The organism is Ruminococcus bromii (genome assembly GCF_002834225.1).
In the GTDB taxonomy this organism is placed as follows: domain Bacteria; phylum Bacillota; class Clostridia; order Oscillospirales; family Acutalibacteraceae; genus Ruminococcoides; species Ruminococcoides bromii.
The window spans coordinates 1-25,120 of the sequence record NZ_NNSR01000039.1 but is presented as its reverse complement, the minus strand read 5'-3'; the positions used below and the strand labels follow the sequence as shown (position 1 = coordinate 25,120).

24 protein-coding genes are annotated in these 25,120 nt (G+C 43.3%); 6 read left to right on the top strand and 18 right to left on the bottom strand.

The genetic code is table 11. The features are described 5' to 3' along the window. Positions 1 to 49 precede the first annotated feature (49 nt). The 7 genes from murG to mraZ all read right to left on the bottom strand — a co-directional run bounded on the left by murG (position 50) and on the right by mraZ (position 8,193). The gene (gene murG / locus RBATCC27255_RS04040; protein ID WP_101028855.1) at positions 50 to 1,171 is read right to left on the bottom strand and encodes an undecaprenyldiphospho-muramoylpentapeptide beta-N-acetylglucosaminyltransferase; all 1,122 of its coding nucleotides are present in this window, start codon (positions 1,169 to 1,171) and stop codon (positions 50 to 52) included. A 75-nt stretch (positions 1,172 to 1,246) separates the two neighbouring features. Further along, positions 1,247 to 2,503, bottom strand: coding sequence for an FtsW/RodA/SpoVE family cell cycle protein (locus RBATCC27255_RS04035; RefSeq protein WP_242958571.1), 1,257 nt, complete (start codon positions 2,501 to 2,503; stop codon positions 1,247 to 1,249). A 50-nt stretch (positions 2,504 to 2,553) separates the two neighbouring features. Then, positions 2,554 to 3,579: a phospho-N-acetylmuramoyl-pentapeptide-transferase gene (mraY, locus tag RBATCC27255_RS04030; RefSeq protein ID WP_101028854.1), complete on the bottom strand. Its 1,026-nt coding sequence runs from the start codon at positions 3,577 to 3,579 to the stop codon at positions 2,554 to 2,556. A gap of 35 nt (positions 3,580 to 3,614) precedes the next feature. After that, positions 3,615 to 5,885 carry a penicillin-binding transpeptidase domain-containing protein gene (locus RBATCC27255_RS04025; protein WP_101028853.1) on the bottom strand — a complete coding sequence of 757 codons (2,271 nt, stop codon included), beginning with the start codon at positions 5,883 to 5,885 and terminating at the stop codon, positions 3,615 to 3,617. 133 nt (positions 5,886 to 6,018) lie between these two features. Next, a complete protein-coding gene (locus RBATCC27255_RS04020) occupies positions 6,019 to 6,567 on the bottom strand; it encodes a hypothetical protein (protein WP_101028852.1) in 549 nt (182 codons plus the stop codon). Positions 6,568 to 6,839: 272 nt separating this feature from the next. Next, positions 6,840 to 7,763, bottom strand: a complete 924-nt coding sequence (rsmH, locus tag RBATCC27255_RS04015) for a 16S rRNA (cytosine(1402)-N(4))-methyltransferase RsmH (RefSeq protein ID WP_101028851.1) — start codon at positions 7,761 to 7,763, stop codon at positions 6,840 to 6,842. A 10-nt stretch (positions 7,764 to 7,773) separates the two neighbouring features. Then, complete coding sequence (gene mraZ / locus RBATCC27255_RS04010) at positions 7,774 to 8,193, bottom strand: division/cell wall cluster transcriptional repressor MraZ (protein ID WP_101028850.1); 420 nt, start codon at positions 8,191 to 8,193, stop codon at positions 7,774 to 7,776. Between the two features lie 260 nt (positions 8,194 to 8,453). Here mraZ and RBATCC27255_RS04005 point away from each other — a divergent pair, with 260 nt between their 5' ends. Continuing rightward, complete coding sequence (locus RBATCC27255_RS04005; protein WP_101028849.1) at positions 8,454 to 8,633, top strand: hypothetical protein; 180 nt, start codon at positions 8,454 to 8,456, stop codon at positions 8,631 to 8,633. Between the two features lie 177 nt (positions 8,634 to 8,810). Here the strand turns inward: RBATCC27255_RS04005 and RBATCC27255_RS04000 are convergent, their stop codons facing one another. The 10 genes from RBATCC27255_RS04000 to RBATCC27255_RS03955 all read right to left on the bottom strand — a co-directional run bounded on the left by RBATCC27255_RS04000 (position 8,811) and on the right by RBATCC27255_RS03955 (position 17,189). Beyond that, the gene (locus RBATCC27255_RS04000; protein ID WP_101028848.1) at positions 8,811 to 9,593 is read right to left on the bottom strand and encodes an acetyl-CoA carboxylase carboxyltransferase subunit alpha; all 783 of its coding nucleotides are present in this window, start codon (positions 9,591 to 9,593) and stop codon (positions 8,811 to 8,813) included. A 2-nt stretch (positions 9,594 to 9,595) separates the two neighbouring features. Beyond that, on the bottom strand, positions 9,596 to 10,459 hold the full coding sequence (accD, locus tag RBATCC27255_RS03995) for an acetyl-CoA carboxylase, carboxyltransferase subunit beta (protein ID WP_101028847.1): 864 nt from the start codon (positions 10,457 to 10,459) through the stop codon (positions 9,596 to 9,598). A gap of 5 nt (positions 10,460 to 10,464) precedes the next feature. Beyond that, positions 10,465 to 11,823 (bottom strand): acetyl-CoA carboxylase biotin carboxylase subunit, encoded by a 1,359-nt coding sequence (gene accC, locus RBATCC27255_RS03990; RefSeq protein WP_101028846.1) that lies wholly within the window; start codon positions 11,821 to 11,823, stop codon positions 10,465 to 10,467. Between the two features lie 75 nt (positions 11,824 to 11,898). Continuing rightward, positions 11,899 to 12,318, bottom strand: coding sequence for a 3-hydroxyacyl-ACP dehydratase FabZ family protein (locus RBATCC27255_RS03985; protein ID WP_015522656.1), 420 nt, complete (start codon positions 12,316 to 12,318; stop codon positions 11,899 to 11,901). A gap of 12 nt (positions 12,319 to 12,330) precedes the next feature. Beyond that, positions 12,331 to 12,804, bottom strand: a complete 474-nt coding sequence (gene accB / locus RBATCC27255_RS03980) for an acetyl-CoA carboxylase biotin carboxyl carrier protein (RefSeq protein ID WP_101028845.1) — start codon at positions 12,802 to 12,804, stop codon at positions 12,331 to 12,333. Between the two features lie 14 nt (positions 12,805 to 12,818). After that, on the bottom strand, positions 12,819 to 14,048 hold the full coding sequence (gene fabF, locus RBATCC27255_RS03975; protein ID WP_101028844.1) for a beta-ketoacyl-ACP synthase II: 1,230 nt from the start codon (positions 14,046 to 14,048) through the stop codon (positions 12,819 to 12,821). Between the two features lie 17 nt (positions 14,049 to 14,065). Then, on the bottom strand, positions 14,066 to 14,809 hold the full coding sequence (gene fabG, locus RBATCC27255_RS03970; protein ID WP_101028843.1) for a 3-oxoacyl-[acyl-carrier-protein] reductase: 744 nt from the start codon (positions 14,807 to 14,809) through the stop codon (positions 14,066 to 14,068). 22 nt (positions 14,810 to 14,831) lie between these two features. After that, positions 14,832 to 15,734, bottom strand: coding sequence for an ACP S-malonyltransferase (fabD, locus tag RBATCC27255_RS03965; protein WP_101028842.1), 903 nt, complete (start codon positions 15,732 to 15,734; stop codon positions 14,832 to 14,834). Further along, a complete protein-coding gene (fabK, locus tag RBATCC27255_RS03960) occupies positions 15,722 to 16,672 on the bottom strand; it encodes an enoyl-[acyl-carrier-protein] reductase FabK (protein ID WP_101028841.1) in 951 nt (316 codons plus the stop codon). Before fabK ends, fabD begins: the two co-directional genes overlap by 13 nt. 187 nt (positions 16,673 to 16,859) lie before the next feature. After that, positions 16,860 to 17,189, bottom strand: a complete 330-nt coding sequence (locus RBATCC27255_RS03955) for a hypothetical protein (protein ID WP_101028840.1) — start codon at positions 17,187 to 17,189, stop codon at positions 16,860 to 16,862. 327 nt (positions 17,190 to 17,516) lie between these two features. On the opposite strand from RBATCC27255_RS03955, the gene RBATCC27255_RS03950 reads away from it, so the two are divergent. The 3 genes from RBATCC27255_RS03950 to RBATCC27255_RS03940 are packed head-to-tail and all read left to right on the top strand — an operon-like array spanning position 17,517 to position 22,507. Next, positions 17,517 to 19,997, top strand: coding sequence for a transglycosylase domain-containing protein (locus RBATCC27255_RS03950; protein ID WP_101028839.1), 2,481 nt, complete (start codon positions 17,517 to 17,519; stop codon positions 19,995 to 19,997). Between the two features lie 44 nt (positions 19,998 to 20,041). Then, positions 20,042 to 21,277, top strand: coding sequence for a homoserine dehydrogenase (locus RBATCC27255_RS03945; protein ID WP_101028838.1), 1,236 nt, complete (start codon positions 20,042 to 20,044; stop codon positions 21,275 to 21,277). A 24-nt stretch (positions 21,278 to 21,301) separates the two neighbouring features. Continuing rightward, complete coding sequence (locus RBATCC27255_RS03940; protein WP_101028837.1) at positions 21,302 to 22,507, top strand: aspartate kinase; 1,206 nt, start codon at positions 21,302 to 21,304, stop codon at positions 22,505 to 22,507. Positions 22,508 to 22,998: 491 nt separating this feature from the next. On the opposite strand, the gene RBATCC27255_RS03935 is transcribed toward RBATCC27255_RS03940, so the two are convergent. Continuing rightward, positions 22,999 to 23,463, bottom strand: a complete 465-nt coding sequence (locus RBATCC27255_RS03935; protein WP_101028836.1) for a hypothetical protein — start codon at positions 23,461 to 23,463, stop codon at positions 22,999 to 23,001. A 25-nt stretch (positions 23,464 to 23,488) separates the two neighbouring features. On the opposite strand from RBATCC27255_RS03935, the gene RBATCC27255_RS03930 reads away from it, so the two are divergent. Together RBATCC27255_RS03930 and RBATCC27255_RS03925 are read left to right on the top strand one after the other, a co-directional pair. Further along, positions 23,489 to 23,836 carry a hypothetical protein gene (locus tag RBATCC27255_RS03930; protein WP_101028835.1) on the top strand — a complete coding sequence of 116 codons (348 nt, stop codon included), beginning with the start codon at positions 23,489 to 23,491 and terminating at the stop codon, positions 23,834 to 23,836. 110 nt (positions 23,837 to 23,946) lie between these two features. Beyond that, entirely contained in the window at positions 23,947 to 25,071 is a 1,125-nt protein-coding gene (locus RBATCC27255_RS03925) for an IS481 family transposase (protein WP_169923245.1), read from the top strand. Positions 25,072 to 25,120 lie beyond the last annotated feature (49 nt).

The following is a 25,120-nucleotide window of genomic DNA, read 5'->3' as shown; positions in this document are numbered from 1 at the left end:
AAAAAAGAATACCTTTATATTCTATGAGAAAGCGTTACAAATGTTACTGTCACACAAGTCCGAGAACCTTTTTTACTACCGAATAAATTCTTTCGTTGGCGTCGGTTATTGCCATTTTTCGTGAATTTTCACTGTACTTTTCAAGTTTTTCGGGGTTAAGAAGCATCTTGTCGGCCTTTCGCATAAGAGCTGCGCCTGTAAGGTCTTTTTCTTCAATAATGTCAGCCGCACCTGCATTCACAAGTGCCATTGCATTGTGATACTGATGATTTTCGGCAACATTTGGTGACGGAATAAGGATTGCAGGTTTGCCCATAGCCTGAATTTCACTGAGGGTAATTGCACCTGCACGGCTGATTACAAGGTCAGCCGCCGCCATACAAGTCGGCATATTATCAATATAAGGTCTTATATCAAGATTCGGACAATCGGCAATGTCGGTACCCTTTTCCTCAACAAGCTGCGGAAACCAGTCGCCGTAACTGCCGTATGCGTGAATGTGCTGATATCTGCCGTCAATACCGCTTCTTGCAACAAGGTCCGCAACAGCTTCATTTATTTTTCTTGCTCCGAGGCTTCCGCCGAACGAAAGCACAACGGGACGGTTGTCAAGCCCGAGTTCTTTTCTTGACTCTTCCTTTTTTGCCGTTAGGATTTCCTGTCTTACAGGGTTTCCGGTAATGACAAAATCAACATTTTTATCAAAATATTTCTTTGCGTCGGGAACGGCAAGCATTACCTTTTTAACGCTTTTTGCAAGCATTTTATTTGTGATGCCCGGATAGGCGTTCTGCTCGTGAATAATGCACGGAATACCCATCTTTGCGGCTGTTCTTATAACGGGACCCGAAACATATCCGCCTGTTCCGATACAGATATCGGGCTTAAACTCGGCAATTATTTTCTTTGCCTCTCTTGAAGAAGTGAAGGTTCTTGAAACCGTCTTAACATTTTCAAGCATACTTTTCGGAGAAAAGCTTCTCTTAAAGCCGCTGATTGTAATTGACTTAATGTCAAAGCCGGCCTGCGGAACAAGTCTTTGCTCCATTCCGCCTCGGTTGCCGATGAACAAAAATTCGGCGTCACTTCTTTTATTCTTTATATATCCGGCTATTGCAAGGGCAGGGTTTATGTGACCTGCCGTGCCGCCGCCTGCAAGCAATACTTTCATAATTTTCTTACCTTTCTTTTGAAAATTCTGCAAAAAAATATGCAGAAGAAAACTAAAAAACTGCTGATTTTTAAATTACTGTCTTTCAATGTTTGCCGTTCTGGAAATTGAAAGCACAAGTCCCATCTGGGCAAGCAGCATAATAAGCGAGCTGCCGCCGTAGCTGAAAAACGGAAGGCTGATACCTGTGTTTGGCAGCCAGTCGGTGATAACGAGGATGTTCAGCACAACCTGAATACCGATTTGTGAAGTAAGACCGATGCCGAGAAGCTTGCCGAATTTATCCTTTGCACGCAGTGAAAGCGTTATTCCTCTCCATACGAGAAGCGCAAAAATAAGAAGAATCATAAGTGCGCCCACAAGACCGAGCTCCTCAACAACAACGGCAAAGATAAAGTCGTTCTGAGGTTCGGGAATGTAGAGATACTTCATTCTTGACTGACCCAGACCAAGCCCCCAAAGTCCGCCCGAACCGATTGCATAGAGCGAATTTCGGGTTTGATATGTAGTCCACCACATTTCGTTCGTTGTATATTCAAGTGCCTGACCCCAACCGTCAAGACGGCTCATAGCATAGGACAGGCTGTTTGTGACGGCAAGTATAAGCACTACTCCGACAATAAGTCCAAGACCTATTCCGAGGTACTTTGTCTGCATTCCGCCGATATAAAGCATTACAACGGAGAGGATGCCGATAATTACGATGCCCGAATAGTGCGGTTCAAGAAAAAGCAAAAGTGCTGTTGAACCGAAAACAATTATACCCGGCAAAACGCTGTAACGGGCAAACTGCATTTTGTTATAGTATTTACTGCACCAATGTGAAAAGAAAAGGATGATTGCAAACTTTGCAATTTCGGAAGGCTGAATGTTAAAAATGCCGAGAGGAATCCATCTTTTAACACCCTCGGAGCCGGGCAGTACAAGAACCACAAGCAGGCACAAATATGAAATTGCAAGAACAACCGGTGCAACCTTGTGGAGCTTGTTATAGTTGAAGAACGAAAGAACAAACATTATGCCTACGCCGATAACGGCAAAAATGAGCTGTCTTACAAGGTAATAGTAGCTGTCGCCCTGATTGTAATAAGCATAGGCATAGCTTGCAGAAAACATCATAATCATTCCGATTGTAAGAAGCACAAGGATGATTATACAGAACGGAAGGTCAAGTCCCATGCCAACGGAAAACAACTTTCCTTTTTTCATCTTTCTCCGACGAGAAGGACGGACAAAAAACTTTTCTTCCCTGATCTTCTGCTCCGAGTAAACCTCTTCGTCATATATTCTGTTTACATCAGCTTTAAGCATCATTCTTTTTTGTGGAGCCAAAGACCGTTCCTCCCTTAAAATTTATTGTAAATTTATACGGAATATATAAGTTATCCGCCAAAGTAAGCAAGCGCAAAGGCAATTGCACCGAAAATTGCAGTTACCGTACTGAACACAGCAACAATCTTAACCTCGCTCCAACCGCACATTTCAAAGTGGTGATGAATCGGACTCATCTTGAAAAGACGCTTGCCGTGTGTAATCTTAAAATAGCTTACCTGCAGAATAACCGAAAGTTCTTCCGCAATATAGATAATTCCGACAGGAAGCAGAAGAATCGGCATATCAACCGCAAATGCAAGACCGCATACAAGACCGCCGAGGAAGAGCGAACCTGTATCGCCCATAAATACCTTTGCAGGGTGGAAGTTCCACACAAGGAAGCCAAGGCAGGCACCTGCAGCTGCAGCACTCATTGCAGTAATGCCAAGATAGCTTTTTGTGCAGGCAACAAGCATGAATGCCACACAGGCAAAAAATGTTACCGACCCGTCAAGACCGTCAATACCGTCTGTGAGGTTTACCGAGTTTACAATTCCGACAATTGCAACCGCAGCTATTATATAGTAGAAAAAACCGAGGTCAACCTTGCCTGCAAAAGGAATAGTTGTCGTTGTGCCAAAGCCTGCAATTGCCAGAACTGCAAGAAAAGCTGCGGCAACAAGGAACTGGAGAATCAGCTTTTGTGACGCTGTAAGGCCGAGATTACGCTTTTTTACAACCTTGATATAGTCATCAATAAAACCGATAACACCGTTTGCAACGGCAAGACCAAGACCGCAGAAAATAAGCACGCATTCCTTTGGTATATCTGCATAAAATGAAGTTACAAATTCATTTCCCGTGACGGCATAGACAACCGTACTTGCAATTGTAACAATAACAATCGCAACAATAAACATTATGCCACCCATCGTGGGAGTTCCCTGCTTGCCCTTGTGCCACTTAGGTCCTTCTTCAAGAATTGTTTGACCAAAGTGGAGCTTGCGAAGGTATGGAATTAAAAACTTACCTGTTACAGTTGAAATTATAAATGCAATTAAAGCCGCACAAAATGTCCATATTCCGTAAATCATAGTTATCTTTCCTTTCAGACAAATAAGTGTTTTTGTTATTCGTTTAGTGTTGAAGAGGAATCCGCAAAAGATACCGTAATTACCGTTCCGGGACTAACCGAGGTTCCCGCCTCAATATCCTGCGACGAGCTTGTTCCCGAGGATGTTGTTGCGCCCGAAAAGCTGACATTCAGTCCGCAGGCACTTGCAACATTGTTCACCTCATCGGGAGAAAGACCGATAAGACTCGGAACACTTACTGTTTCCGACTGACTGTCGCTGTCTGTGTAGAGGACAATACTGCCGCCCTTCTGAAGTCCTGACGATACGGTCGGAATCTGTGAAATTACAGTTGAACCGTTACCCTTTACGGTTGCCGTAAAGCCGTCAGCCTCAACAGCTGTTTTAGCTTCGTCAACGCTGACGCCTGTATAATCGCCGGCAGATGCGTCAACATATCCGAGTTCCTCGTCTGTGTAAGAGGTCTTAACATCAAGATAAGGAAGAACCTCGCTCATAATATTGATAAATACAGGTGACGAAACCTGTGAACCGTAGTAGGCGTCGCCGTCGGGAGTATCAAAGAATACAAGCATTGCAATCTGCGGGTCGTCTGCCGGAGCAAAACCGCAGAATGATGAGATATAGTCCTCAGAAAATGAGCTTTCAACCTTTGTTACACCTTTTTTTTCAGATGTACCTGTTTTACCGGCTACCTTATAGCCTGAAATATAACCTGCGGCAGCACCCTGTCTTTCTGTGTTATATTCAAGGTATTCATTCATCTTCTTGGATGTATCGTCTGAAATAACCTGTCTTTTGATTTTTTTATCAACAGTCTTGATTACATTGCCCTTTGAATCTGTGATTTTTGAAACCACATGAGGCTGAACAACATAACCGCCGTTTGAAACAGCCGCACAGGCTGTGATCATTTGAATAGGAGTGATTGAGAAGTTCTGACCGAATGAAGCAACCGCAAGGTCAACGCCGCCCATTTTGCCTTCTTTCCAAAAGCTGTCCTCAGCTTCACCCGGGAGGTCAATGCCTGTTTTGTCGCTGAAGCCGAAGCCCTGATAATACTGACGGAACTTGCTTGCACCGAGCATCTGACCAATCTGGACAAATGCAGGGTTACATGAGTTTGAAATTGCTTCAACAAAAGACTGTGTTCCGTGACCTTCCATATTTGAGCAGTGGAGTGTTTCTCCTTCAACTTCAATTGAACCTGTACAGGTAAAAGATGTTTTATCATTTACAAGGTTTTCCTCAAGAGCCGCTGACGCAACGCACATCTTAAATACAGAACCGGGCATATATGTGTCGGCAACAGCTTTGTTTCTCCACATAGCGCTGAGAGCCGCACTCTCTGCCTCTGCCTGTTTCTTTTTTGGAGTTGATTTGATTTTCTTCTTATCCTTTGCCGAAAGCTCATAAGGATTGTTAAGATCGTAGCCGTCTGTTGTTACCATTGCAAGAATTGCGCCTGTGTTTACATCCATTGCAATGCAAACGCCCTTATTAAGAACATTGTTGTCTTCAACGCCCTTTTGCATATACTTCTCGCAAATAGACTGAATCGTTTCATCAATTGTAAGGTAAACATTGTTGCCGTCCTCAGATTCAACATTCTGCTCATACTGAAACGGCATATCTATACCTCTTGCATTTTGAGCGGTAATGATACGGCCGGGTATCCCTGACAGATAGCTGTCATATTCATACTCAACACCCTCAAGTCCCTGATCATCACTGCCCGTAAAACCAATTACGGAGGATGCAAGGCTGTTTTTCGGGTAATATCTCTTATAGTCGTCAAGCAGCTGAATAACACCGGCACACTTGTAATTCTTTTTCAAAGTGTCAACAAGCTCAAGAACCTTTTCCCGCTCGTCGGATTCAATTCTTCTCTTGACAACAACATAATGACTCTGCTGTTTTGTGTCCTCGAGAACATCGTTATATTCAAGGTCAAAAATTTCCGAAAGGCCCTTTGCGGCAGCCTGACGCTGCTCGTCATTTTTAAAGTTGATAGGTGACATTACCACCTGCCAAACAGACGCGCTCTCGGCAAGAACATTGCCGTTTGCGTCATATATTGTTCCCCGTTTTGCAGAAACAGTTGTGTCGGCAAGCTGAAGATCAACAGCCGCCTCCTGAAGCTCACTGCTCTGAACCGTAGTGAGGTATGTAAGTCTTAAAACAGCCGCACCGAAACCGAGTACAAGTATAAGCAAAATCAATATTGCCGTACGCTGTCTGAGCCTTTGTGCAGGTCCTTTTTTGGCACGCTTTTTCAAGTTGTTTTTTGATCCTGGTGATTGCAATGTAAAGCTCCTTTCACCGCAAAATAGTGTCCGTTACGCTCCGTTTCAATCCGCATATATACCGAAAAAAGAGTCAAGACGCAGTCTTAACTCTCCATTCTTTCATAACATATCTATTAAATTACCATGAATGTTATGACCAAAGATTCTGTACTGAATTCCAGAACTGTGCAAAGATATTGTCACTTTCCTGAGTTGCAGAAACCTCTGCTTTGTCTCCGCCCGAGAGAGTAACAAATTCCTTTTGTGTGTTCGTAGCCTTGGTCATACCGAGTGTATCCTCGGCATATTTTTCAATATCCGATGTTGAAAGCTTTGATTCAAGCTTCATCTGTGTTTGTGTATAAACGCTCTGTGCATTTGCAAGAGTTTCTTTCGCTGTAATAACTTCTTGATTAAGTTCGGTAAGTCTTACCTGACCGACAATTATGATGCCGATAACAACCGCGGCAACCGCACCGCCTGCTGTTCCCAAAGCAAGCTTAAATTTGTTATGCTTGCGGCGTCTGTTCTTCTGGAGTTCCTCCTTCGGAAGACTTACAACATTGTTTTTTCTTCTTTTTCTTTCCTGCTTCTTATGTACCTCTTCTTTTCTTTCAGGAACGGCAGTACCCGAAACATAGTCGGTGCTGTCATCAAAAAGACTCAAGTCATAAGCTGCATTTCTGTTTTCATAAGCCATTGAATGCACCCGGTGCCTTTCTATATCAATTCCATAAAACACACATTCTTGCTTTATTTTTCCATAAAGCAAAAAAGTTTCAAACCTTTAACAATTTCATTTAAACACACAACACACAATCAGCCCGATTTTATCGGACATTTATCAAAAAGCCGTACATTTTGTTATTATGACATATTCAATCACAATCCATTGTGTCTGTAATAACATTTACAACTTTGTTATATTTTACTACAAACAGGCAATTTTGTCCATAGTCACAGAGAATTTTTTTAAATTTTTTCGCATATTCTCAACTTTGCACTTCTTGCTCTCGGGTTATCCGACAATTCTGTTTCATTTGCACAAATTGGTTTTTTTACAACAAGCTTTGCCTTTGGCTTGTTTCCGCAAACACAAACAGGAAAGTCTTTCGGACAGGTACAGCCCTGACACCATAATGCCATTTTCTGTTTTACGATTCTGTCCTCAAGGGAGTGGAAAGTAATTACAGCAAGCCTGCCGCCGCTTCCCAAAAGCTCAAATGCACCGTCAAGACCTCTTTCAAGAACTCCGAGTTCATCGTTTACCGCTATTCTCAGAGCCTGAAAGCTTTTTCTCGCAGGATGTCCGTCACGGCGGACACGCTGGGGAACATTTTCTTTTATGATTTCCGCAAGTTCAAGGGTAGTTTCAATCGGCTTTTCGGCTCTCGCCTTAACGATTCCGTTTACAATTGAACCGGCAAACTTTTCTTCACCGTAAACGCTGAGAATCCGTCTTAATTCGCCGGCGGGAAGTGTGTTGACAAGCTCGGCGGCAGTTGTTCCGCTTTGGCTCATTCTCATATCGAGAGGCGCGTCCTCATGGAACGAAAAGCCTCTTTCGGGAGTGTCAAGCTGGTGCGAGGAAACGCCGATATCAAGCAGAACACCGTCAACTCTTCCTACTCCTCTTGAATGAAGAAGACCGACCATATCGGCAAAATTACCCTTGATAATTATTGAGTTTTCGTTTTTCTTAAAGCGCTCTGTCAGCGTGAGTATTGCATCGGGATCCTGATCAATCGAAATAAGCTTGCCTGTTGTAAGATGCTTGAGGATTTCACTGCTGTGACCTCCTCCGCCTGCTGTACCGTCAACATAAATGCCGTTTTCCTTAATTGCAAGGGCATCTACGGCCTGCTCAAGAAGGACAGGAATATGAGAAAATTCCATAAAAACCTCCTTAAAGCTTTAACTCCTTGAGAGCAAGCGCAAGATTTTCGTTCTGAGAAGCAACATAGTCCTCATAATTTTTCTTGCTCCAAATTTCGAGTCTGTTTGTCATACCGATTACTACCGCATCGCCTTCAATCTCAGCAAATTCACGCAAAGACTGGGGAATTATTACCCTACCCTGTGCGTTAGAAGTTACCTCGACGGCAGTAGCGTTAAAGGTGTATTGAACAGCCATCGACAGGTTTGCAGGAAGTGCCAGAATCTTCTCGCACATTGCATTAAACTGCTCAACCGACATAACCTGAATACACTTGTTGCCAAAGCCTCGTGCAAGATAGTATGTTTCGCCGAGCTGTTCACGGAACCTTGCGGGCAGTACAATTCTTCCTTTTGCGTCAATAGAATGATTTGTCATTCCGGAAAACATCTGCCCACCTCCGTACACTTTTCTTCAAAAGATGCCCTTGAATGGTTTTTAAAGTCACCAAATGACACCTTATGACACCTTTTGTCTTATTATAAACCATAGGTACGAAAAAATCAATATCAAAGTTACGAAAAAACAAAGAATATTTACAAATCATTAAAATAATTTTCAACTTTGAAACTATATTTTTTCAGAAAAGAATATTATGCCTCAAAACATCAATTTTAAAAGGATTTTATCCATTTTGGGGCAAAACTACTGTGTTAAAAATTACAAATATCACAGCCTTGGTTACAAAATCGGAGAGCATTTTCTCATTACAGACGGCAACCGATGGCTTTATTGAGGATTGCAGCAACAAAATCAATGCACTTAAAGAAACGCTTTCGGCTATGTTTGAGCAAACAGTTTTACAATTGCGAGAAGGCGATATTATATAATTTAATTTATATATAAAACCAAAACCGCAAAAAGGCACATAACCGTCACTGTTTTCGGTTATGTGCCTTTTTATTTTTGTAAGACTGTTTTTTCGCAGCCCTTGTAATTACACTTTATTCTTTTTTTGAGTTAATCAAACTATTGATACAGAGCCGTTTCAATATAAATAAATGATATTATTCCGGTATGCCTATTTTGCGGAAACGCTCATAGCGTGCATTCAAAAGCTCTTCGTCATCAAGGGCAAGGTTCTTTTCAAATGTTCTTTTGATGAGCATTTTAAGGCTTTCAAACATAGCCTGATCGCCTGCCTTTGGCTGACGGATGATTCTCTCGATTACACCGAGGTCAAACAAATCCTGTGCGGTAAGCTTGAGAGCCTCTGCCGCATCAGCCGCCTTTGAGCTGTCTTTCCAGAGAATTGACGCACAACCCTCGGGAGAAATTACCGAATAAACGGAATTTTCAAGCATCCATACTTCATCGGAAACTGCAAGTGCAAGCGCACCGCCGCTGCCGCCCTCACCGATAAGCACTGTAAGCACAGGAGTTTTAAGAGTCATCATTTCCATAAGATTCTCTGCAATAGCCTGTCCCTGACCTCTTTCCTCCGCACCGATTCCGGGGTATGCACCGCTTGTATCGACAAGGCAAAGAACAGGTCTTCTGAACTTTTCAGCCTGTTTCATAAGTCTTAAAGCCTTGCGGTAGCCCTCGGGATGAGCCTGACCGAAGTTGCGTTCAACACGCTCTTTTGTATTTCTGCCCTTTTCAATTCCGATTACAGTAACGGGAGTGTCAAAGAGCATTGCGAGTCCTGCAACAACTGCTTTATCATCGGCATATCTGCGGTCACCGTGAAGCTCAATGAAGCTGTCACCGAACATATGGGCAATATAGTCAACCGAGGTCAGCTTGTTAGCATCTCTCGCCGCCATAACCTTTTCGTAAGCTGTCATTTTTAAGCCTCCTCACCGCTGTAACCGTGCAATTTAAGCAGTTTTACAAGTGTAGATTTCAAATTATTTCTGCTGACAACCGAATCGATAAAGCCCTTCTGAAGAACAAATTCCGATGTTTGGAAGTCCTTGGGGAGCTTTTGACGGATTGTCTGCTCGATTACTCTCGGACCTGCAAAGGCAACAAGACAATCGGGCTCGGCAAGAATAATGTCGCCCTCCATTGCAAACGACGCGGTAACACCGCCTGTTGTCGGGTCTGTAAGCACGGTGATGTAGAGATTGCCTGCGTCGCTGTGTCTTTTTACCGCACCGGAAGTTTTTGCCATTTGCATAAGCGAGAGGATACCCTCCTGCATTCTTGCACCGCCGGCCGCAGTACAAACAACAATCGGCATTGCATTTTCGGTTGCATATTCAAACGCACGGGTGATTTTTTCGCCCGTTACAACGCCCATACTTCCCATCATAAAGGTCGGATCCATAACACAGAGTACGGTATCAATGCCGTTCATTTTACACTCGCCGCAGATAACAGACTCCTTTGCACCTGTTTTTCTCGCCTTTTCAAGCTTTTCGTCATATCCCGGAAAATCAAGAATATTATGGCTTGAAAGGTCAGCGTCAAATTCAACAAAGGTATCCTTGTCGGCAAGCATTTCAACTCGATCTCTTCCGTTCATTCTGAAATGGTGGTTGCACTTTGTGCAGACATGAAGATTTTCCTCCATATCCGTCGTAAGGAGCATAGTGTTGCATTTGGGGCATTTTATCCACATTTCTTCGGGAACGAAGGGAACATTTTTGCTCTCGCCCTCATCGGACTCAAGCTCATTCTTCGGTTTTCTGAAAGCAAACAAATCCATATCTTTTACTTCTTCCTGTCGGCGTGTTTTTCTTCAAACTCTGCCATAAAATCTGTTGTATATTCACCGCTCACAAACTGTTCGTCCGAGAGAATCTCGGCAAGAAGGTCACGGTTAATGTCAATTCCGTCAATGGTAAGCTCGGAAAGAGCCATTTTCATCTTTCTGATCGCCTCGGCACGGCTTCTTGCCTGAACAATCAGCTTGCCGATCATCGAATCATAGTACGGAGGAACAAAATAGTCCTGATAAATCGCCGTATCAAATCTTACAAATGCACCACCGGGGGTGTGAAGTCTTGTAATTCTTCCGCAGCTCGGTCTGAATCCCTTTTCAGGATTTTCGGCATTGATTCGGCACTCAATTACATTGCCGTGTGTGAAGATGCTGTCCTGAGTGCGGGAAAGCTTTGCACCTGCGGCAATTCTTATCTGCCACTGAACAATATCAAGACCTGTTACCATTTCGGTAACGCCGTGTTCAACCTGAAGACGGGTGTTCATCTCCATAAAGTAGAAGTTGTTGTCCATATCAAGCAAAAATTCAACTGTGCCTGCATTGACATAGTTGACTGCCTTTGCCGCCTTAACAGCCGCAATCATCATCTCTTTACGGGTTTTCTCGTCAAGAGCGGGGCTTGGACTTTCTTCAATCATCTTTTGGTTCTTTCTCTGAACAGAACATTCACGCTCGCCAAGACAAACGATATTGCCGTATTTGTCGCACAAAAGCTGCATTTCAATGTGCTTTACAGGGTGAATGAATTTTTCTATGTAGCAGGCACCGTCACCGAATGCCGACTGCGCCTCGCTTGAAGCTGACAAAAATGCCTCTTCAAACTGCTCAATTGAATCAACACGGCGAATACCCTTTCCGCCGCCGCCTGAACGAGCCTTGATGAGAAGCGGAAAACCGATTTTTTCAGCTTCCTCTTTTGCCTGCTCAACGCTTTCAACAATATCGCAGCCGGGGGTTACGGGAACACCTGCGGCACGCATAGTCTTTCTTGCGTTGTCCTTGTCACCCAAAAGCTTTATCATATCGGATGAAGGACCGATGAAGTTGATGTTGCACTGTTCACAGAGCGAAACAAACTTGGCATTTTCGGACAAAAGTCCGTAGCCGGGATGAATAGCCTGAGCACCGCTTTCAACGGCAACGGTGAGAATCGCAGGCATATTAAGGTAGCTGTCGGCAACACGGCTACCGCCTACGCAGTAGCTTTCATCGGCAAGCTGAACATGCAAAGAATCTTTATCCGCCTCGGAATAAATTGCAACAGTGCTGATGCCCATTTCACGGCACGCACGGATAATTCTTACTGCAATTTCGCCACGGTTGGCAATCAGAATTTTTGAGAACATTTTTTCACTTCCAGTTATTTATCGCATTACGGCTGTCTGCACCCAAAACGGCACAGACAGCCCTTTAAAAATCAATCACTTATTTTCAACAAGTGCAAACGAAAGCTCGGCACTTACACAGAGCTTGCCGTCGACATAACCCTTTGCGTCAATAAAGTAGAATGCACCTCTGCTCTTTGTGAGTGTGCAGACACTTTCAAGAGTGTCGCCAGGTTTCACGGGATTTCTGAACTTAACATTGTTCATCTTCGTAAAGTAAGGTGTGCAGTTCTTAACCTTGTCTGCAAGAAGGCAACAGCTTGCCTGTCCCATCATTTCGCAGAGAATAACACCCGGAACAACGGGGTTACCGGGGAAATGTCCCTGTAAAAAGAACTCGTCACCTTTGATTGTATATCTGCCCTTTGCCGTGTTTTCGTCAACGCTTTCAGCCTCTTCAACAAGAAGCATATTGTCACGATGCGGCAAAATCTTTTTAATTTCTTCCTGATTCATACTGTCCTCCGATTATTTAACCTTGAATAACGGCTGACCGTATTCAACAAGATCTCCGTCCTTAACAAGAACTTCAACGATTTCATAGTCGTCCTCAGCCTGAATTTCGTTCATACACTTCATAGCCTCGATAATGCAAACGGTTGAGCCCTTGCTTACTTTCTTTCCGACAGGAGCAAAAGGAGCCTTGCCCGGTGCCGATGCGGCATAGAATACACCGACAATCGGAGCGTTTACAGTCTTGGCGTCTTCTTCGGGAGCGGCAGGCTGAGCCGCAGGAGCCTGTGGCTGAACAGGTGCAGGAGTGGGAACATCTGTTGCAGTCGGCTGATATGCGCCGATTGGAGATGCATTAAAAATCTGCTGTGCCGGATGTTCTTTTTCAAGATGAATCTTTGTGCCGTCCTCTTTTTCAATTTCAAGAACGCTCAAAGAAGAATTTTCAAGAAGGGAAATATATTCCTTTATTTCTTCGATTTTATTCATAGTAATTCCCTCGCTTAATATTTTTTAAATACAAGACAAGCGTCATGTCCGCCAAAGCCGAGGTTGGTTGAAGCGGCAACATTTACATCACGCTTAACTGCTTTGTTAGGTGTATAGTTAAGGTCAAGACCTTCATCGGGTTCGTCAAGGTTGATTGTCGGCGGAATAACACCGTCATTGAGAGCCATAACCGAAGCGATAGCCTCAACTGCGCCTGTTGCACCGAGAAGATGACCTGTCATTGATTTTGTTGAGCTGATATTTGCATCATAAGCCTTTTCACCGAGAGCAGTTTTGATAGCCATTGTTTCGGTAAGGTCGTTAAGATGTGTGCTTGTGCCGTGAGCATTGATGTAAAGCTGTGCATCATCGGCAACATTTGCCTCCTCAAAAGCAATCTTAATTGCTCTTGCAAGACCTGCACCGTTAGGATCGGGAGCTGTAACATGATGTGCATCACAAGTATTGCCGTAGCCTGAAAGCTCTGCATAAATCTTAGCACCTCTTGCAACTGCGTGCTCATACTCTTCAAGAACGAGCATACCTGCGCCCTCGCCCATGATGAAACCGTCACGATTCTTGTCGAACGGACGGGATGCGTGCTTTGGATCATCGTTTGTCGAAAGAGCTTTCATATTCTGGAAGCCTGCAATTGTGAGAGGAGCAACAACTGCCTCTGCACCGCCTGCGATGATAGCGTCAGCGTAGCCGTCCTTGATGCAGTGGAAAGCCTCACCGATTGAGTTTGTACCTGTTGCACAGGCACTCATAACCGAAAGAGACACACCTTTTGCGTTAAAACGGATTGCAACATTGCCTGTTGCGATATTACCGATCATCATCGGAATGAAGAAAGGAGAAACCTTTCTCGGGCCTCCGTTTTCCATGCCCACTGTATTCTTAACAAAGGTCTGCAAACCGCCGATACCTGCACCGATATAAACACCGAAACGGTTCTCGTCAATCTTGCCTATGATACCGCTGTCGTCAACTGCTTGCTGTGCCGCTGCGATTGCGTACTGTGTATATGGATCAAGCTTTCTTACTTCTTTTTTCTCAATATACTGTGTGGGATCAAAATCCTTGACTGTACCTGCGATGTGAACCTTGAGGTCACTTGTATCGAAAGCTGTGATTGTTTCGATACCGCAAACGCCGTCAACCATATTTTTCCACATTGTAGGCACATCGTTACCGATCGGTGAAATTGCGCCCATACCTGTTACAACTACTCTTCTGCTCATTATATCCTCCAAATCAATTACATTGCAAGTCCGCCGTCAACTCTGATAACCTCGCCTGTTACATAAGCGGCATCGTCAGAGCAGAGGAAAGCTACTACATCTGCAACATCATCGGGAGTACCGATACGCTTTGCAGGAATCTGTGCTTTCATTGCGTCCTTTACCTTATCGGGAAGTACACTTGTCATATCTGTTGCAATGTAACCCGGAGCAACTGCATTGGCTGTAACGCCTCTGCCGGCAAGCTCCTTTGCAACCGACTTTGTAAGACCGATAATACCTGCCTTTGATGCAGAATAGTTAGCCTGACCTGCGTTGCCGGTAAGACCGACAATTGACGCTGTGCTGCAGATTCTGCCGTAACGCTTTTTCATAAAGTGCTTGTATGTATGCTTAATCATATTGAATGTACCCTTGAGGTTTACATTGATTACAGCGTCAAAATCTTTTTCGTCCATATTTAAAACGAGCTTATCTCTTGTGATACCTGCGTTGTTTACAAGAATTTCGATACTGCCGAACTCCTCGATAACCTGATCGACAACCTTCTTTGACTCTTCAAAGTTTGAAACATCGCAGAAATACTGCTCAACCTTTGTGCCGTACTGCGAAAGCTCTTCCTTAGCCTTAATGCCCTCGTTTTCGTCACCAACATAGAGAATTGCGATGTTAGCACCCTCTTTTGCAAGCTTTGTTGCGATTGCAAGGCCGATGCCTCTTGAGCCGCCTGTTACTACGGCTGTTTTATTTTCAAATCTCATTATATTATACCTCCGAACAGTATCAAAGTTCAAGTGCGTCAATATCAGCCGCAGTTTCAACCTTGAATGCCTTTACATCACCGTTGATTCTCTTTACAAGACCTGTGAGGGTTTTGCCCACACCAACCTCAATAAAGGTGTCAACGCCGTCATTTATCATATTTTCAACAATAGTCTGCCATTTTACGGGATTTTCAACCTGTGACTTTACAAGCTTCTTGAAATCGCCCGAATACGGCTGAGCCGTGTAATCGGAATAAATCTGAACCTTTGGCTGAGCAAAGTCAACATTTTCCATATACCTTCCGAGTCCCTCTGCGGCATCAGCCATAAAGGGAGAATGGAACGCACCGCTTACTGCAAGAAGTTTTGCCCTTCCGCCCTCTGCTTTAACTGCCTCGCAGAAAGCGTCGGCATTTTCACTTGTTGTTGCAACAACAGTCTGAGCCGGTGAGTTGTAGTTTACGGGATATGTTTTGTCAAACCTTGAGCAGATTTCTTCAACCTTTTCTGGAGTAAGCTTTAACACGGCAGCCATTGCACCCGGATTTTCCGTTGCGGCTTTGTCCATAAGCTCGCCTCTTTTGCAAACGAGTCTGAAAGCCTCTTCATCGGAAAGGATTCCCGAAAAAGCAAGTGCAGAAATCTCACCGAGTGAAAAGCCTGCTACGCAGTCGGGAGTGATACCCTTTTCAACAAGAGCTCTTGCGGCCGCAAGGTCGGCAGTAAAAATACACGGCTGTGTATTTACTGTCTTTGAAAGCTCCTCCATTGTACCCTCAAAGCACTGCTTCGAGGTGTTTTCTCTTATAGAATCAGCCATTTCGTAAACAGCCTTTGCGGCAGGCGAATTATCGTAAAGGTCCTTGCCCATACCGCTGTACTGTGCGCCCTGACCTGAAAAAATAAATGCTATTTTACCCATTTTGTTGCTCCGTTCAATACTTCTTCTGCCTGTGAGAACATCTCTTCAATCATTTCCCTTGCAGGCTGTTCCTTTTTAACCATACTTGCAACCTGTCCTGCAAGAACGGTACCCTGAGAAACATCGCCCTCTCTCACGGCTCTTCTGAGTCTGCCGAGTCCCATATTTTCAAGCTCTTCATCGGAAACATTAGCCGAATCGTACTCAGCCTTTGTATATTCACGAGTGAATGAGTTGCGGATTGAACGAACAGGATGACCGAGTCTTTTACCTGTTACAACTGTGTCAATATCTCTTGCTTTGAGAATTTTGTTCTTATATTCCTGAGAGATAGTACATTCCTTTGCAACGAGAAATCTTGTGCCGACCTGAACGCCCTGAGCACCGAGCATAAATGCTGCGGCAATCTGTCTGCCGTCTGCAATACCGCCTGCGGCAATTACAGGAATTTTTACTGCGTCAACAACCTGAGGAACAAGAGCCATGGTTGTGAGGTCGCCAACATGACCGCCGGACTCGCCGCCCTCTGCGATAACGGCAAAAGCACCGTCTTTTTCCATTTTCCTTGCAAGTGCAACACTCGGAACAACAGGAATAACCTTGATGCCTGCCTCAAGCCACTTTGCCATATACTTGCCGGGGTTGCCTGCGCCTGTTGTAATAACCTTGATGCCCTCTTCAACAACAACATCGCTTACCTCTTCCGCAAAGGGACTCATAAGCATAATGTTTACGCCGAAAATTTTATCGGTCATTTTTTTGCACTTTCTGATTTCCTCACGGAGCTGTTCACCGTTGGAATTCATAGCCGCAATAATGCCCAAGCCGCCTGCGTTTGAAACACCTGCGGCAAGCGATGCATCAGCCACCCAAGCCATGCCTCCCTGAAAAATAGGGAACTCAAGACCGAGCGACTGGTCAATGACAGTAGAAATCATATGTAATATCTCCTTTTCTGCATTTTTACTTGATTTTCAGAAACAAATAATTTGCAAGATTTCATCATTTTGAAAAACTCACGGCAAATTCTGCACCTGATTCAATACTTTATGGCATATCAGTTTGATTTTACCCCAAAAGCACAGAAAAGTCAATATATATGAACAATTATTTACCATTGCGCCTTTAACTGCAATAATCCTCAAGGGTCTTCATAAGGCTTTCCTTTCCCTTTATTTCAATTCCTTTTTCAAGGTAAAGTGCGTCGCCCTTAGGCAGATTTGACACTCTGCAGTCGGTTGTCAGATAAGGCTTGTCTTCACCTTTTTTGTACACAACAATATACCCTTTTTCGGCTTTTATGATGTAGTCACTTTCCCCCATACCGTTATTCTGCGAAGCCGAATAATCACTTGTTGCGGAGGTGTTTTCAACAGAATTTGCAGGGGCAAAAAGCGAGCTTATCATCATGCACGCAATTAAAATCACACCTGTCAGTCCAACTATTTTTTTCATTGTTCAGCACTCTTTCCGTCAGTTTTTACTTCTATTTTTGCCCAAACTGTATGTTATATTCACCGTTTTTATAAATTTCACACCAAAAGAACACCGTAAATCCTTATTTTTTTTAACAAAAATTTGGTTTAATATATTTATTTTTTCCTTTGCAAGTGATATAATAAGCAAATGAGTATTTCTGCTTGTAATTTTGGACATATTTGTTATTATATAACTTATATTGCAATTATTACAATCAGTGCACCGTGTTCGTGCAAATAACTCAAACAAATTGCAAAATTACGGTTTAATTGACCGAAACTGTGAATTGATAAAGGAGATAATATGCGAAACAAGCGTGAAACCGACATCAGTCAGTATAAGGACCTTCAGCAAAATGAATTGTCCAAAAAGGCTGACGGAGGTGCAAAAAGATTTTTCAGGGGTTTCGGCAAGTTCCTGATTACCGTTTGTTCGGTCTGTCTGGTAGCCCTGCTTATTACAGGCATTTCACTTGCTGTCTACATTTTTACCCTTGCATCCGAACCGACCGGTATTGACCTCAAGGCAAAGTCTATGAACCAGACGAGCCGAATCTATATTCAAAAGGACAACTCAAAGGAATTTACGGAGTATCAAAAGCTGTATGACACCGAAAACAGAATTTGGGTTGACAATCAGGATATTCCTCAGGCAATGAAGGACGCTGTGGTAGCAATTGAGGACAAGCGTTTCTTTGACCACAACGGTGTTGACTGGGGCAGAACCCTTTCCGCTGTTGCAAACCTTGCTACAGGCTCCGATTCGTATGGCGGTTCAACAATCACACAACAGCTCATCAAAAATATTACAGATGATAACGAGGTTTCAATCACAAGAAAGCTTCGTGAAATTACAAAGGCACTCAAGCTTGAGCAGGAATATACCAAGGATCAGATTCTTGAAGCCTACTTAAATGTTGTAAACTTCGGCAATAACTGTCAGGGCGTTGAGTCTGCGGCTCAGCTCTATTTTGGCAAGAGCATCAAGGAATGCTCCATAGCCGAATGTGCGGCAATAGCGGGAATTACACAGAATCCGTCAAGATGGAATCCTCTTGTTTTCCCCGAAAACAACAAGGAACGCCGCGAGATTGTAATCAACGAAATGTACGATCAGAAAAAAATCACCAAAGACGAATATGACGCGGCAATGAAGGAAAGTGCCACAATGAAATTTGTCGGCTGGCAGGCGTCCGATGACGATGACGAAGATGACGAAGCAGATGTTCAGAACTGGTATATTGATCAGGTCTTTCGTGATCTTCAAAAGGACATTGCAGAATATTACAACATAAGCGAATCTGCGGCATCTTCAAAGCTTTACACAGAGGGACTTAAAATCTACTGTGCAATGGATGAAAAGGCTCAGACCTACCTTGAAAATGCGGCACTTAATATTGATAAATCAAATGATCCCGACCTTCAGATTGCGTCAACAATTATGGGATATGACGGCAGAGTAATTGCAACAGTCGGTTCTTCAACAAAGAAAGAGGGAGCTCTCGGCTGGGACAGATCCTACAACTCCGTGCTTCAGCCGGGTTCTTCAATCAAACCGGTTGTCGTTTATCCTTACGCAATCGAATCAAAGAAGCTTTACTTCTCATCAATGGTGCTTGATGAACCGCTTGACAACTACCGTACAAACGAAAGCGGTCAGCTTGTTTCGGGTCCTAACAACGCATACGGCTACTACAACGGCAATATGAGCCTTCCGGATGCGATTGAGTGGTCATCTAACGCAACAGCCGCTCAGACAATGGAGCTTATCGGCGGTCCGAGTGTTGCATATCAGCAGGTTGTTACAAAAATGGGATTCAAGAATCTTACGGAACAGGATGCACAGAATACGGGTGCTCTTTCAATCGGCGGTATGAACGGCGGTGTTACAGTAAGAGAAATGGCGGCTGCTTACACATATCTCGGCAACGGCGGTCTTTACTACGAACCGTACACATACTACTATGTAACCGACTCAGAGGACAATATTCTCATTGATAACCGTGACGCAGTTCCGAAGCAGGCTTATTCGGCAGAAACAGCAGGCATTATGAACAGACTGCTTCACTACAATGTTACAAACAGCGCCCACACAAATGCACATTACGCTCAAATTTCGGGCTGGGATATTATCGGCAAAACAGGTACAACCGATGATGATAAGGACTCATGGTTCTGCGGAGGCTCGCCTTATGCCGTAATGGCAACCTGGTGCGGCTTTGATCATCCTTCAACCATTTCTTACAGCGGAAGAACAACCGCGGCAAAATTCTTTGCAAATGTTATGGGCAATTACCTTGAAGGCAAGGAAAACAAGGAATATAAAATATCCGATAACCTGATTGAGGCAACATATAACCCAACAACGGGACTTATTGTTTCAACAGATAACATCTCGGGGCGGTATGTGGGTTACTACACCGAGGATAATATGCCGAGTACCGGCGGTTCGTATTACAGTGGCAACTATGAATACGGTTCGGATGTTTCCAACTCGTCAAGCTACTACGATCCCAATTACGGCGGTGACAACAGCGGTAGCTATTACGGCGGCGACACAAGCAACAGCGGAGGAGATAATTCAGGCGGCGACACCTCAGGCGGAGGAGATAATTCAGGCGGCGACACCTCCGGCGGAGGAGATAATTCAGGCGGTGACAATTCAGGCGGAGGAGATAATTCAGGCGGAGAACCTTCAGGCGGAGGGGAATCCTCAGGCGGAGGAGAGCCGTCAGGAGGCGGTGAATCGTCAGGAGGAGGCGACGCCCCTTCTGCGGCAGAATAAAATAACAGGTTAAACCAAAAACTCGAAAGGAAAGGTTTTTAGATATGGTTTCAATAGCAATTATGGGTCACGGTGTTGTAGGTTCGGGCGTTGCCGAAATCTTTACAACACACAAACAGAAGCTTTATGCAAGCATCGGTGAAGAGGTTTATGTCAAGAAGATTCTTGACCTTCGCGAATTTCCCGACAGCCCGCTTGCAGACAGATTCACAAAAAACTTTGAAGATATCATCAACGACCTCGAAATAAGAGTTGTTGTTGAGGTTATGGGCGGTCTTAACCCTGCTTATGACTTTGTAAAGAGATGTCTTAAAGCAGGCAAGAGTGTTGTTACTTCAAACAAGGAGCTTGTTGCAGCTCACGGTGCAGAGCTTCTTGAAATCGCAAAAGAAACAAACACAAACTTCCTCTTTGAAGCATCGGTAGGCGGCGGTATTCCGATTATCCGCCCGATGAGCCAGTGTCTTGTTGCAAACAATGTTGACGAGATTGCCGGTATTCTTAACGGTACAACAAACTTTATCCTTACAAAGATGATTGAAGACGGTATGCAGTTTGACGATGCGCTCAAGCTTGCTCAGGAGCTTGGCTTTGCCGAGAGAAATCCTGCCGCTGATATTGAAGGTCACGATGCTTGCCGTAAGATTTGTATTCTTGCATCTCTTGCATACGGAAAGCATGTTTATCCCGACTCTGTACATACAGAGGGCATTACAAAAATCACACTTGAAGATGTAAGATATGCCGAGGCTTTCCATTGCGTGATTAAGCTTATCGGCAGTGTTAAGCGTCTTGCGGACGGCAAGATTGACATTATCGTTGCTCCTATGCTCGTTCCGAACAAGAGCCAGCTTGCTAACATTGACTATGAGTTCAACGGCATTATGGTAAGAGGCGACTGCACAGGCGATGTAGTATTCTACGGCAAGGGTGCGGGCAAGCTTCCTACAGCAAGCGCAGTTGTAGCCGATGTAATCGACTGCTGTAAGCACCTCAAGACAAGAAAGTTCCTTTACTGGGCAGACGGCAACGGCAAAAACATTCTTCCTTGGGAGGAGTCAAGCCGTGCCATGTATGTTCGTGCAAACGGCAGTAATGTTGCAGAAAAGGCAGAAAAAATATTCGGTGAGGTAACAGTAATCAATAAGACTGACGCACCTGCCGACGAAAAAGCATTTGTTGTCAAGGCTATGCCGTACAGCGAATTTGCCGAGAAGATTGCTCAGCTTGAGGCTGACGGTGTTTCGGTACTTTCAAGTATCCGTGTGGCTGATTTATAATTTTACAGAGGGAGTATTAAGTACATGAGTTTGATAGTTCAGAAATTTGGCGGCAGTTCTGTTGCCAATGCCGAAAGAGTAATGAATGTTGCATCAATCGTAACAGACACTTACGCAAAGGGCAATGATGTTGTAGTTGTTGTCTCCGCTCAGGGCGACACAACAGATGATCTCATTGAAAAGGCAAACGAAATCAATCCAAAGGCTTCAAAAAGAGAAAAGGATATGCTTCTTGCCGCAGGCGAGCAGATTTCTATTTCACTTCTTGCAATGGCAATCGAAAAGCTCGGTTACCACGCTGTTTCTCTTCTTGGCTGGCAGGCAGGTTTCAATACCACTTCTGCTCACACAAGCGCAAGAATCAGAAAAGTTGAGCCTGACAGAATTAAGAAAGAGCTTGACAAGAAGAACATTGTAATCGTTGCAGGCTTCCAGGGCATTTCAAAATACGGCGATATTACAACACTCGGCAGAGGTGGTTCAGACACAAGTGCCGTAGCTATTGCGGCTTCAATGCACGCTGATCTCTGTCAGATTTTCACCGATGTTGAGGGTGTTTACACAGCTGACCCGAGAAAGGTTAAGAACGCTAAGAAGCTTCAGGAAATCTCTTATGACGAAATGCTTGAGCTTGCTACACTCGGTGCTCAGGTTCTTAACAACCGTTCGGTTGAAATGGCTAAAAAATATAATATCGAGCTTGAAGTGCTTTCAAGTATGACAAAGGCTTCGGGTACAATTGTAAAGGAGAAAACTAAAATGGAAAAAATGTTAATCAGCGGTGTTGCTAAAGATACAGATGTTGCAAGAATTTCTGTTATGGGTGTTCCGAATATCCCCGGTCTTGCTTTTAAGATGTTCTCAAAGCTTTCTGCTAAAGATATCAATGTTGACATTATTCTTCAGTCAATCGGTCATGACGGCAAGAAGGACATCAGCTTTACAGTTGCCAAGAACAGAGGCGAAGAGGCTGTTGCTCTTATGAAGGAATACACAGAGAACCTCGGTGCAGAGGAAATTCTCTATGACGATAAGGTAGCAAAGATTTCAATCGTCGGCGCAGGTATGGAAAGCCACGCAGGCGTTGCTACAAAGATGTTTGAGGCTCTTTATGACGCTCAGGTCAACATCCAGATGATCAGCACAAGCGAAATCAAGGTTTCGGTTCTTATTGATTCAGCAGACGCTGACAAGGCTGTAAGCGCTATCCACAGCAAATTCTTTGACTAATAGAAGAGCCGAGGTTCGCAGCCCTAAAATAACGACCGGCGAGGACTAAGCCGTGAAAATTACACAAGTAATTGAAACGGATTAGACGAGTGGAAGTTATTTTAGGAATAGCGGAGAACAACGAGGCTTGACATTAGAAGAGCCGAGGTTCGCAGCCCTAAAACTTTTTTATAATGCAAATGAAAATCCCTGTCCACAATGGACAGGGATTTTTTCGTAGCGGCGAACGCCATACGGAGACGAAAGTCAGAAACAAGTTATTGTTCGGCGTATGTCAAAAGCTAACCGCCGTAATAAGCCATAATCAGCATCCAGCCGCATAAGCGGAGGTTCAGAGACTATAAGCCTCTTGAGGTAGTTTCAACGATATGAAATGACCTTAAATTGTATAGTCCAAATCGACACTGAGACAACAGTGACTATCATATAAAAGAAAAGTTTTATAAACAAACAAAAAGAGCAGTATCATAAAACACTGCTCAAATTATTAATTAGAAGGTGGCTTTGCAATCATTACATTGATAGTTCTTACCTATCTTGTTGCTTGCTAAGCCGAGTGTGAGAGATGAAGCTACTTTACTACTTGTTGAAATTTTAGTAGTACGCAGAGAACCGCAATATGGACATTTAACAGTTGGCTTGGAAGATAATTCATTAAGTCGTTGTTTTGTCACTAAATCCCAGCGTCTGTTGTTATTTAGGTGCTCTTCATATAGACTATTATCATATTCAGGACAGTCTTTAAGGAATTTTTCATACCAAAAAAGATATTCAGCCTCTTGGCTCCCCAAAACATTTCGTTCAAAGTGCTCTCGCTGTAATTGTTCTGTGACTTCAAAAAGCAATTTACGAGGTCTTTTAAGAAAACCAACCCAACAACAATAACATTTCTTATATGATTCCAATGCAGGGTAATTAACTTCTCCACATTTTGGACATATTGCTACTTCAAGCATTAAAACACCTTCTTATTAATATATTGTGTCTAAGAGAAAGATACTCCAAACATACTTAGACAAGGATAATGGTAAACATATCGGATGGTTTACTACGGCTGCCAAAGCTAGAGCAACGCAAGATATTACCAAAGCTACTGACAAATATAAAGAATATAAAACCTACGCCGAAAGCTTAGATGACAAGGTTTTAAGAAATAAAGTAACTGCCAATGAAGCAGATATACTCAAGCAGTCAAAATTTGCAGAAGCTACTAAAGATTTAAACCAAGAATTATTAAAAGGCATAAAATACAACACAGATTATGCCGAATCAGAGAATCTCTTAAGTAAATCTGTCTTTAACTGCGGGCGGATGATATGTGCAGTGTAGTAACATAGTATACAACAGTGCAAAGACATAGTATACAGTTTTATGATAAAATAAATGGCAAGAAAATAGCAAATGAAGGAGCTGTTTTTATGCCGTGGGAGTGTAAAACTGTGGAAAAACAAAGATTAGAATTTGTTACAAAAGCATTAGAAACAAATAATTTTAGTGCTCTATGTCGGGAATATGAAATCACACGCAAAACCGGTCGCAAGTGGGTTGATAGATTTAAACAGGGACTGCCCTTAACTGATATGTCACGCAGACCATTATGTTCTCCTAACAAAACGCCTGACGACATTGAAGAATTAATCGTTTCTGTTCGTTTCGATAACCCGGGTTGGGGTGATGATAAAATTAAAATTTTTCTTGAAAATCAAGGGTATAAAAACATTCCTTGTCCAAGAACCATTACTAACATTCTTCATAAACACCAACTCATATCTGAAGAGGAATCTCTCAAAAGAAAGCCTTTTAAACGCTTTCAGAAAGAACATTGCAATGATATGTGGCAAACTGATTTCAAGGGAGAGTTTTTAACTGCCGATAATCGTTATTGCTATCCATTGACTATTCTCGATGACAGCTCACGATACTCAATCAAAATAGCATGCTTTCCTAACACTAAAAATGTCGTTATTAACGCTTTTAAGCAAGCTTTTTATGAGTTTGGTATGCCATCAAGCGTACTTTCTGACAATGGTTCTCAGTTTGCAGGTTTTAAACATGGATTTACTATGTTTGAAAAATTCCTTATGAACAATGACATTCTTCCCATACATTGCAGAATTAAACATCCGCAAACACAAGGAAAAATTGAACGGTTTCATGGCAGTATGAAAAGAGAACTTTTAAATCATAATCTATTCAAGAACTTGGATTACGCTGACAAGGCTCTGCAAGAGTGGCGAACTAAGTATAATTGCCTGCGACCTCATGAAGCACTTGGAAACAAATGTCCTGCCGATGTCTATACTCACAGCGAAAGGATTTTTGCTGACAAGGTGGAGCCGTTTGAATATGAACCCGGCTTTAAAGCCATAAAAGTAAATTCGTGGGGATATGTCCGTTTTCAGAATTTTCAATTATATCTTAGTGAAACTTTCATCAATGATTATGTTCAATTCAGACCTAATCCAAACAATGATTCATTTCTTGTTTGCTATCGCAATTTTGTTATTGCTGAGTATGACTCGTCATCTGGCAAGCGTATTCACCGCAAGATTTCAAGACTGTGAATTTGTATACCATGTCCTTGCACAGGTGGTTACCATGTTGCACTTGACA

Coding starts and splice junctions, on each gene's coding strand:
- murG (WP_101028855.1), bottom strand. CDS start 1,171: ATGAAAGTATTGCTTGCAGGCGGCGGCACGGCAGGTCACATAAACCCT.
- mraY (WP_101028854.1), bottom strand. CDS start 3,579: ATGATTTACGGAATATGGACATTTTGTGCGGCTTTAATTGCATTTATA.
- RBATCC27255_RS04020 (WP_101028852.1), bottom strand. CDS start 6,567: ATGGCTTATGAAAACAGAAATGCAGCTTATGACTTGAGTCTTTTTGAT.
- rsmH (WP_101028851.1), bottom strand. CDS start 7,763: ATGGAATTTTCTCATATTCCTGTCCTTCTTGAGCAGGCCGTAGATGCC.
- mraZ (WP_101028850.1), bottom strand. CDS start 8,193: ATGTTTTCCGGAATGACAAATCATTCTATTGACGCAAAAGGAAGAATT.
- RBATCC27255_RS04000 (WP_101028848.1), bottom strand. CDS start 9,593: ATGACAGCTTACGAAAAGGTTATGGCGGCGAGAGATGCTAACAAGCTG.
- accD (WP_101028847.1), bottom strand. CDS start 10,459: ATGGATTTGTTTGCTTTCAGAAAACCGAAGAATGAGCTTGAGTCCGAT.
- accC (WP_101028846.1), bottom strand. CDS start 11,823: ATGTTCTCAAAAATTCTGATTGCCAACCGTGGCGAAATTGCAGTAAGA.
- RBATCC27255_RS03985 (WP_015522656.1), bottom strand. CDS start 12,318: ATGAATCAGGAAGAAATTAAAAAGATTTTGCCGCATCGTGACAATATG.
- accB (WP_101028845.1), bottom strand. CDS start 12,804: ATGAATAAAATCGAAGAAATAAAGGAATATATTTCCCTTCTTGAAAAT.
- fabF (WP_101028844.1), bottom strand. CDS start 14,048: ATGAGCAGAAGAGTAGTTGTAACAGGTATGGGCGCAATTTCACCGATC.
- fabG (WP_101028843.1), bottom strand. CDS start 14,809: ATGAGATTTGAAAATAAAACAGCCGTAGTAACAGGCGGCTCAAGAGGC.
- fabD (WP_101028842.1), bottom strand. CDS start 15,734: ATGGGTAAAATAGCATTTATTTTTTCAGGTCAGGGCGCACAGTACAGC.
- fabK (WP_101028841.1), bottom strand. CDS start 16,672: ATGATTTCTACTGTCATTGACCAGTCGCTCGGTCTTGAGTTCCCTATT.
- RBATCC27255_RS03955 (WP_101028840.1), bottom strand. CDS start 17,189: ATGAAAAAAATAGTTGGACTGACAGGTGTGATTTTAATTGCGTGCATG.
- RBATCC27255_RS03950 (WP_101028839.1), top strand. CDS start 17,517: ATGCGAAACAAGCGTGAAACCGACATCAGTCAGTATAAGGACCTTCAG.
- RBATCC27255_RS03945 (WP_101028838.1), top strand. CDS start 20,042: ATGGTTTCAATAGCAATTATGGGTCACGGTGTTGTAGGTTCGGGCGTT.
- RBATCC27255_RS03940 (WP_101028837.1), top strand. CDS start 21,302: ATGAGTTTGATAGTTCAGAAATTTGGCGGCAGTTCTGTTGCCAATGCC.
- RBATCC27255_RS03935 (WP_101028836.1), bottom strand. CDS start 23,463: ATGCTTGAAGTAGCAATATGTCCAAAATGTGGAGAAGTTAATTACCCT.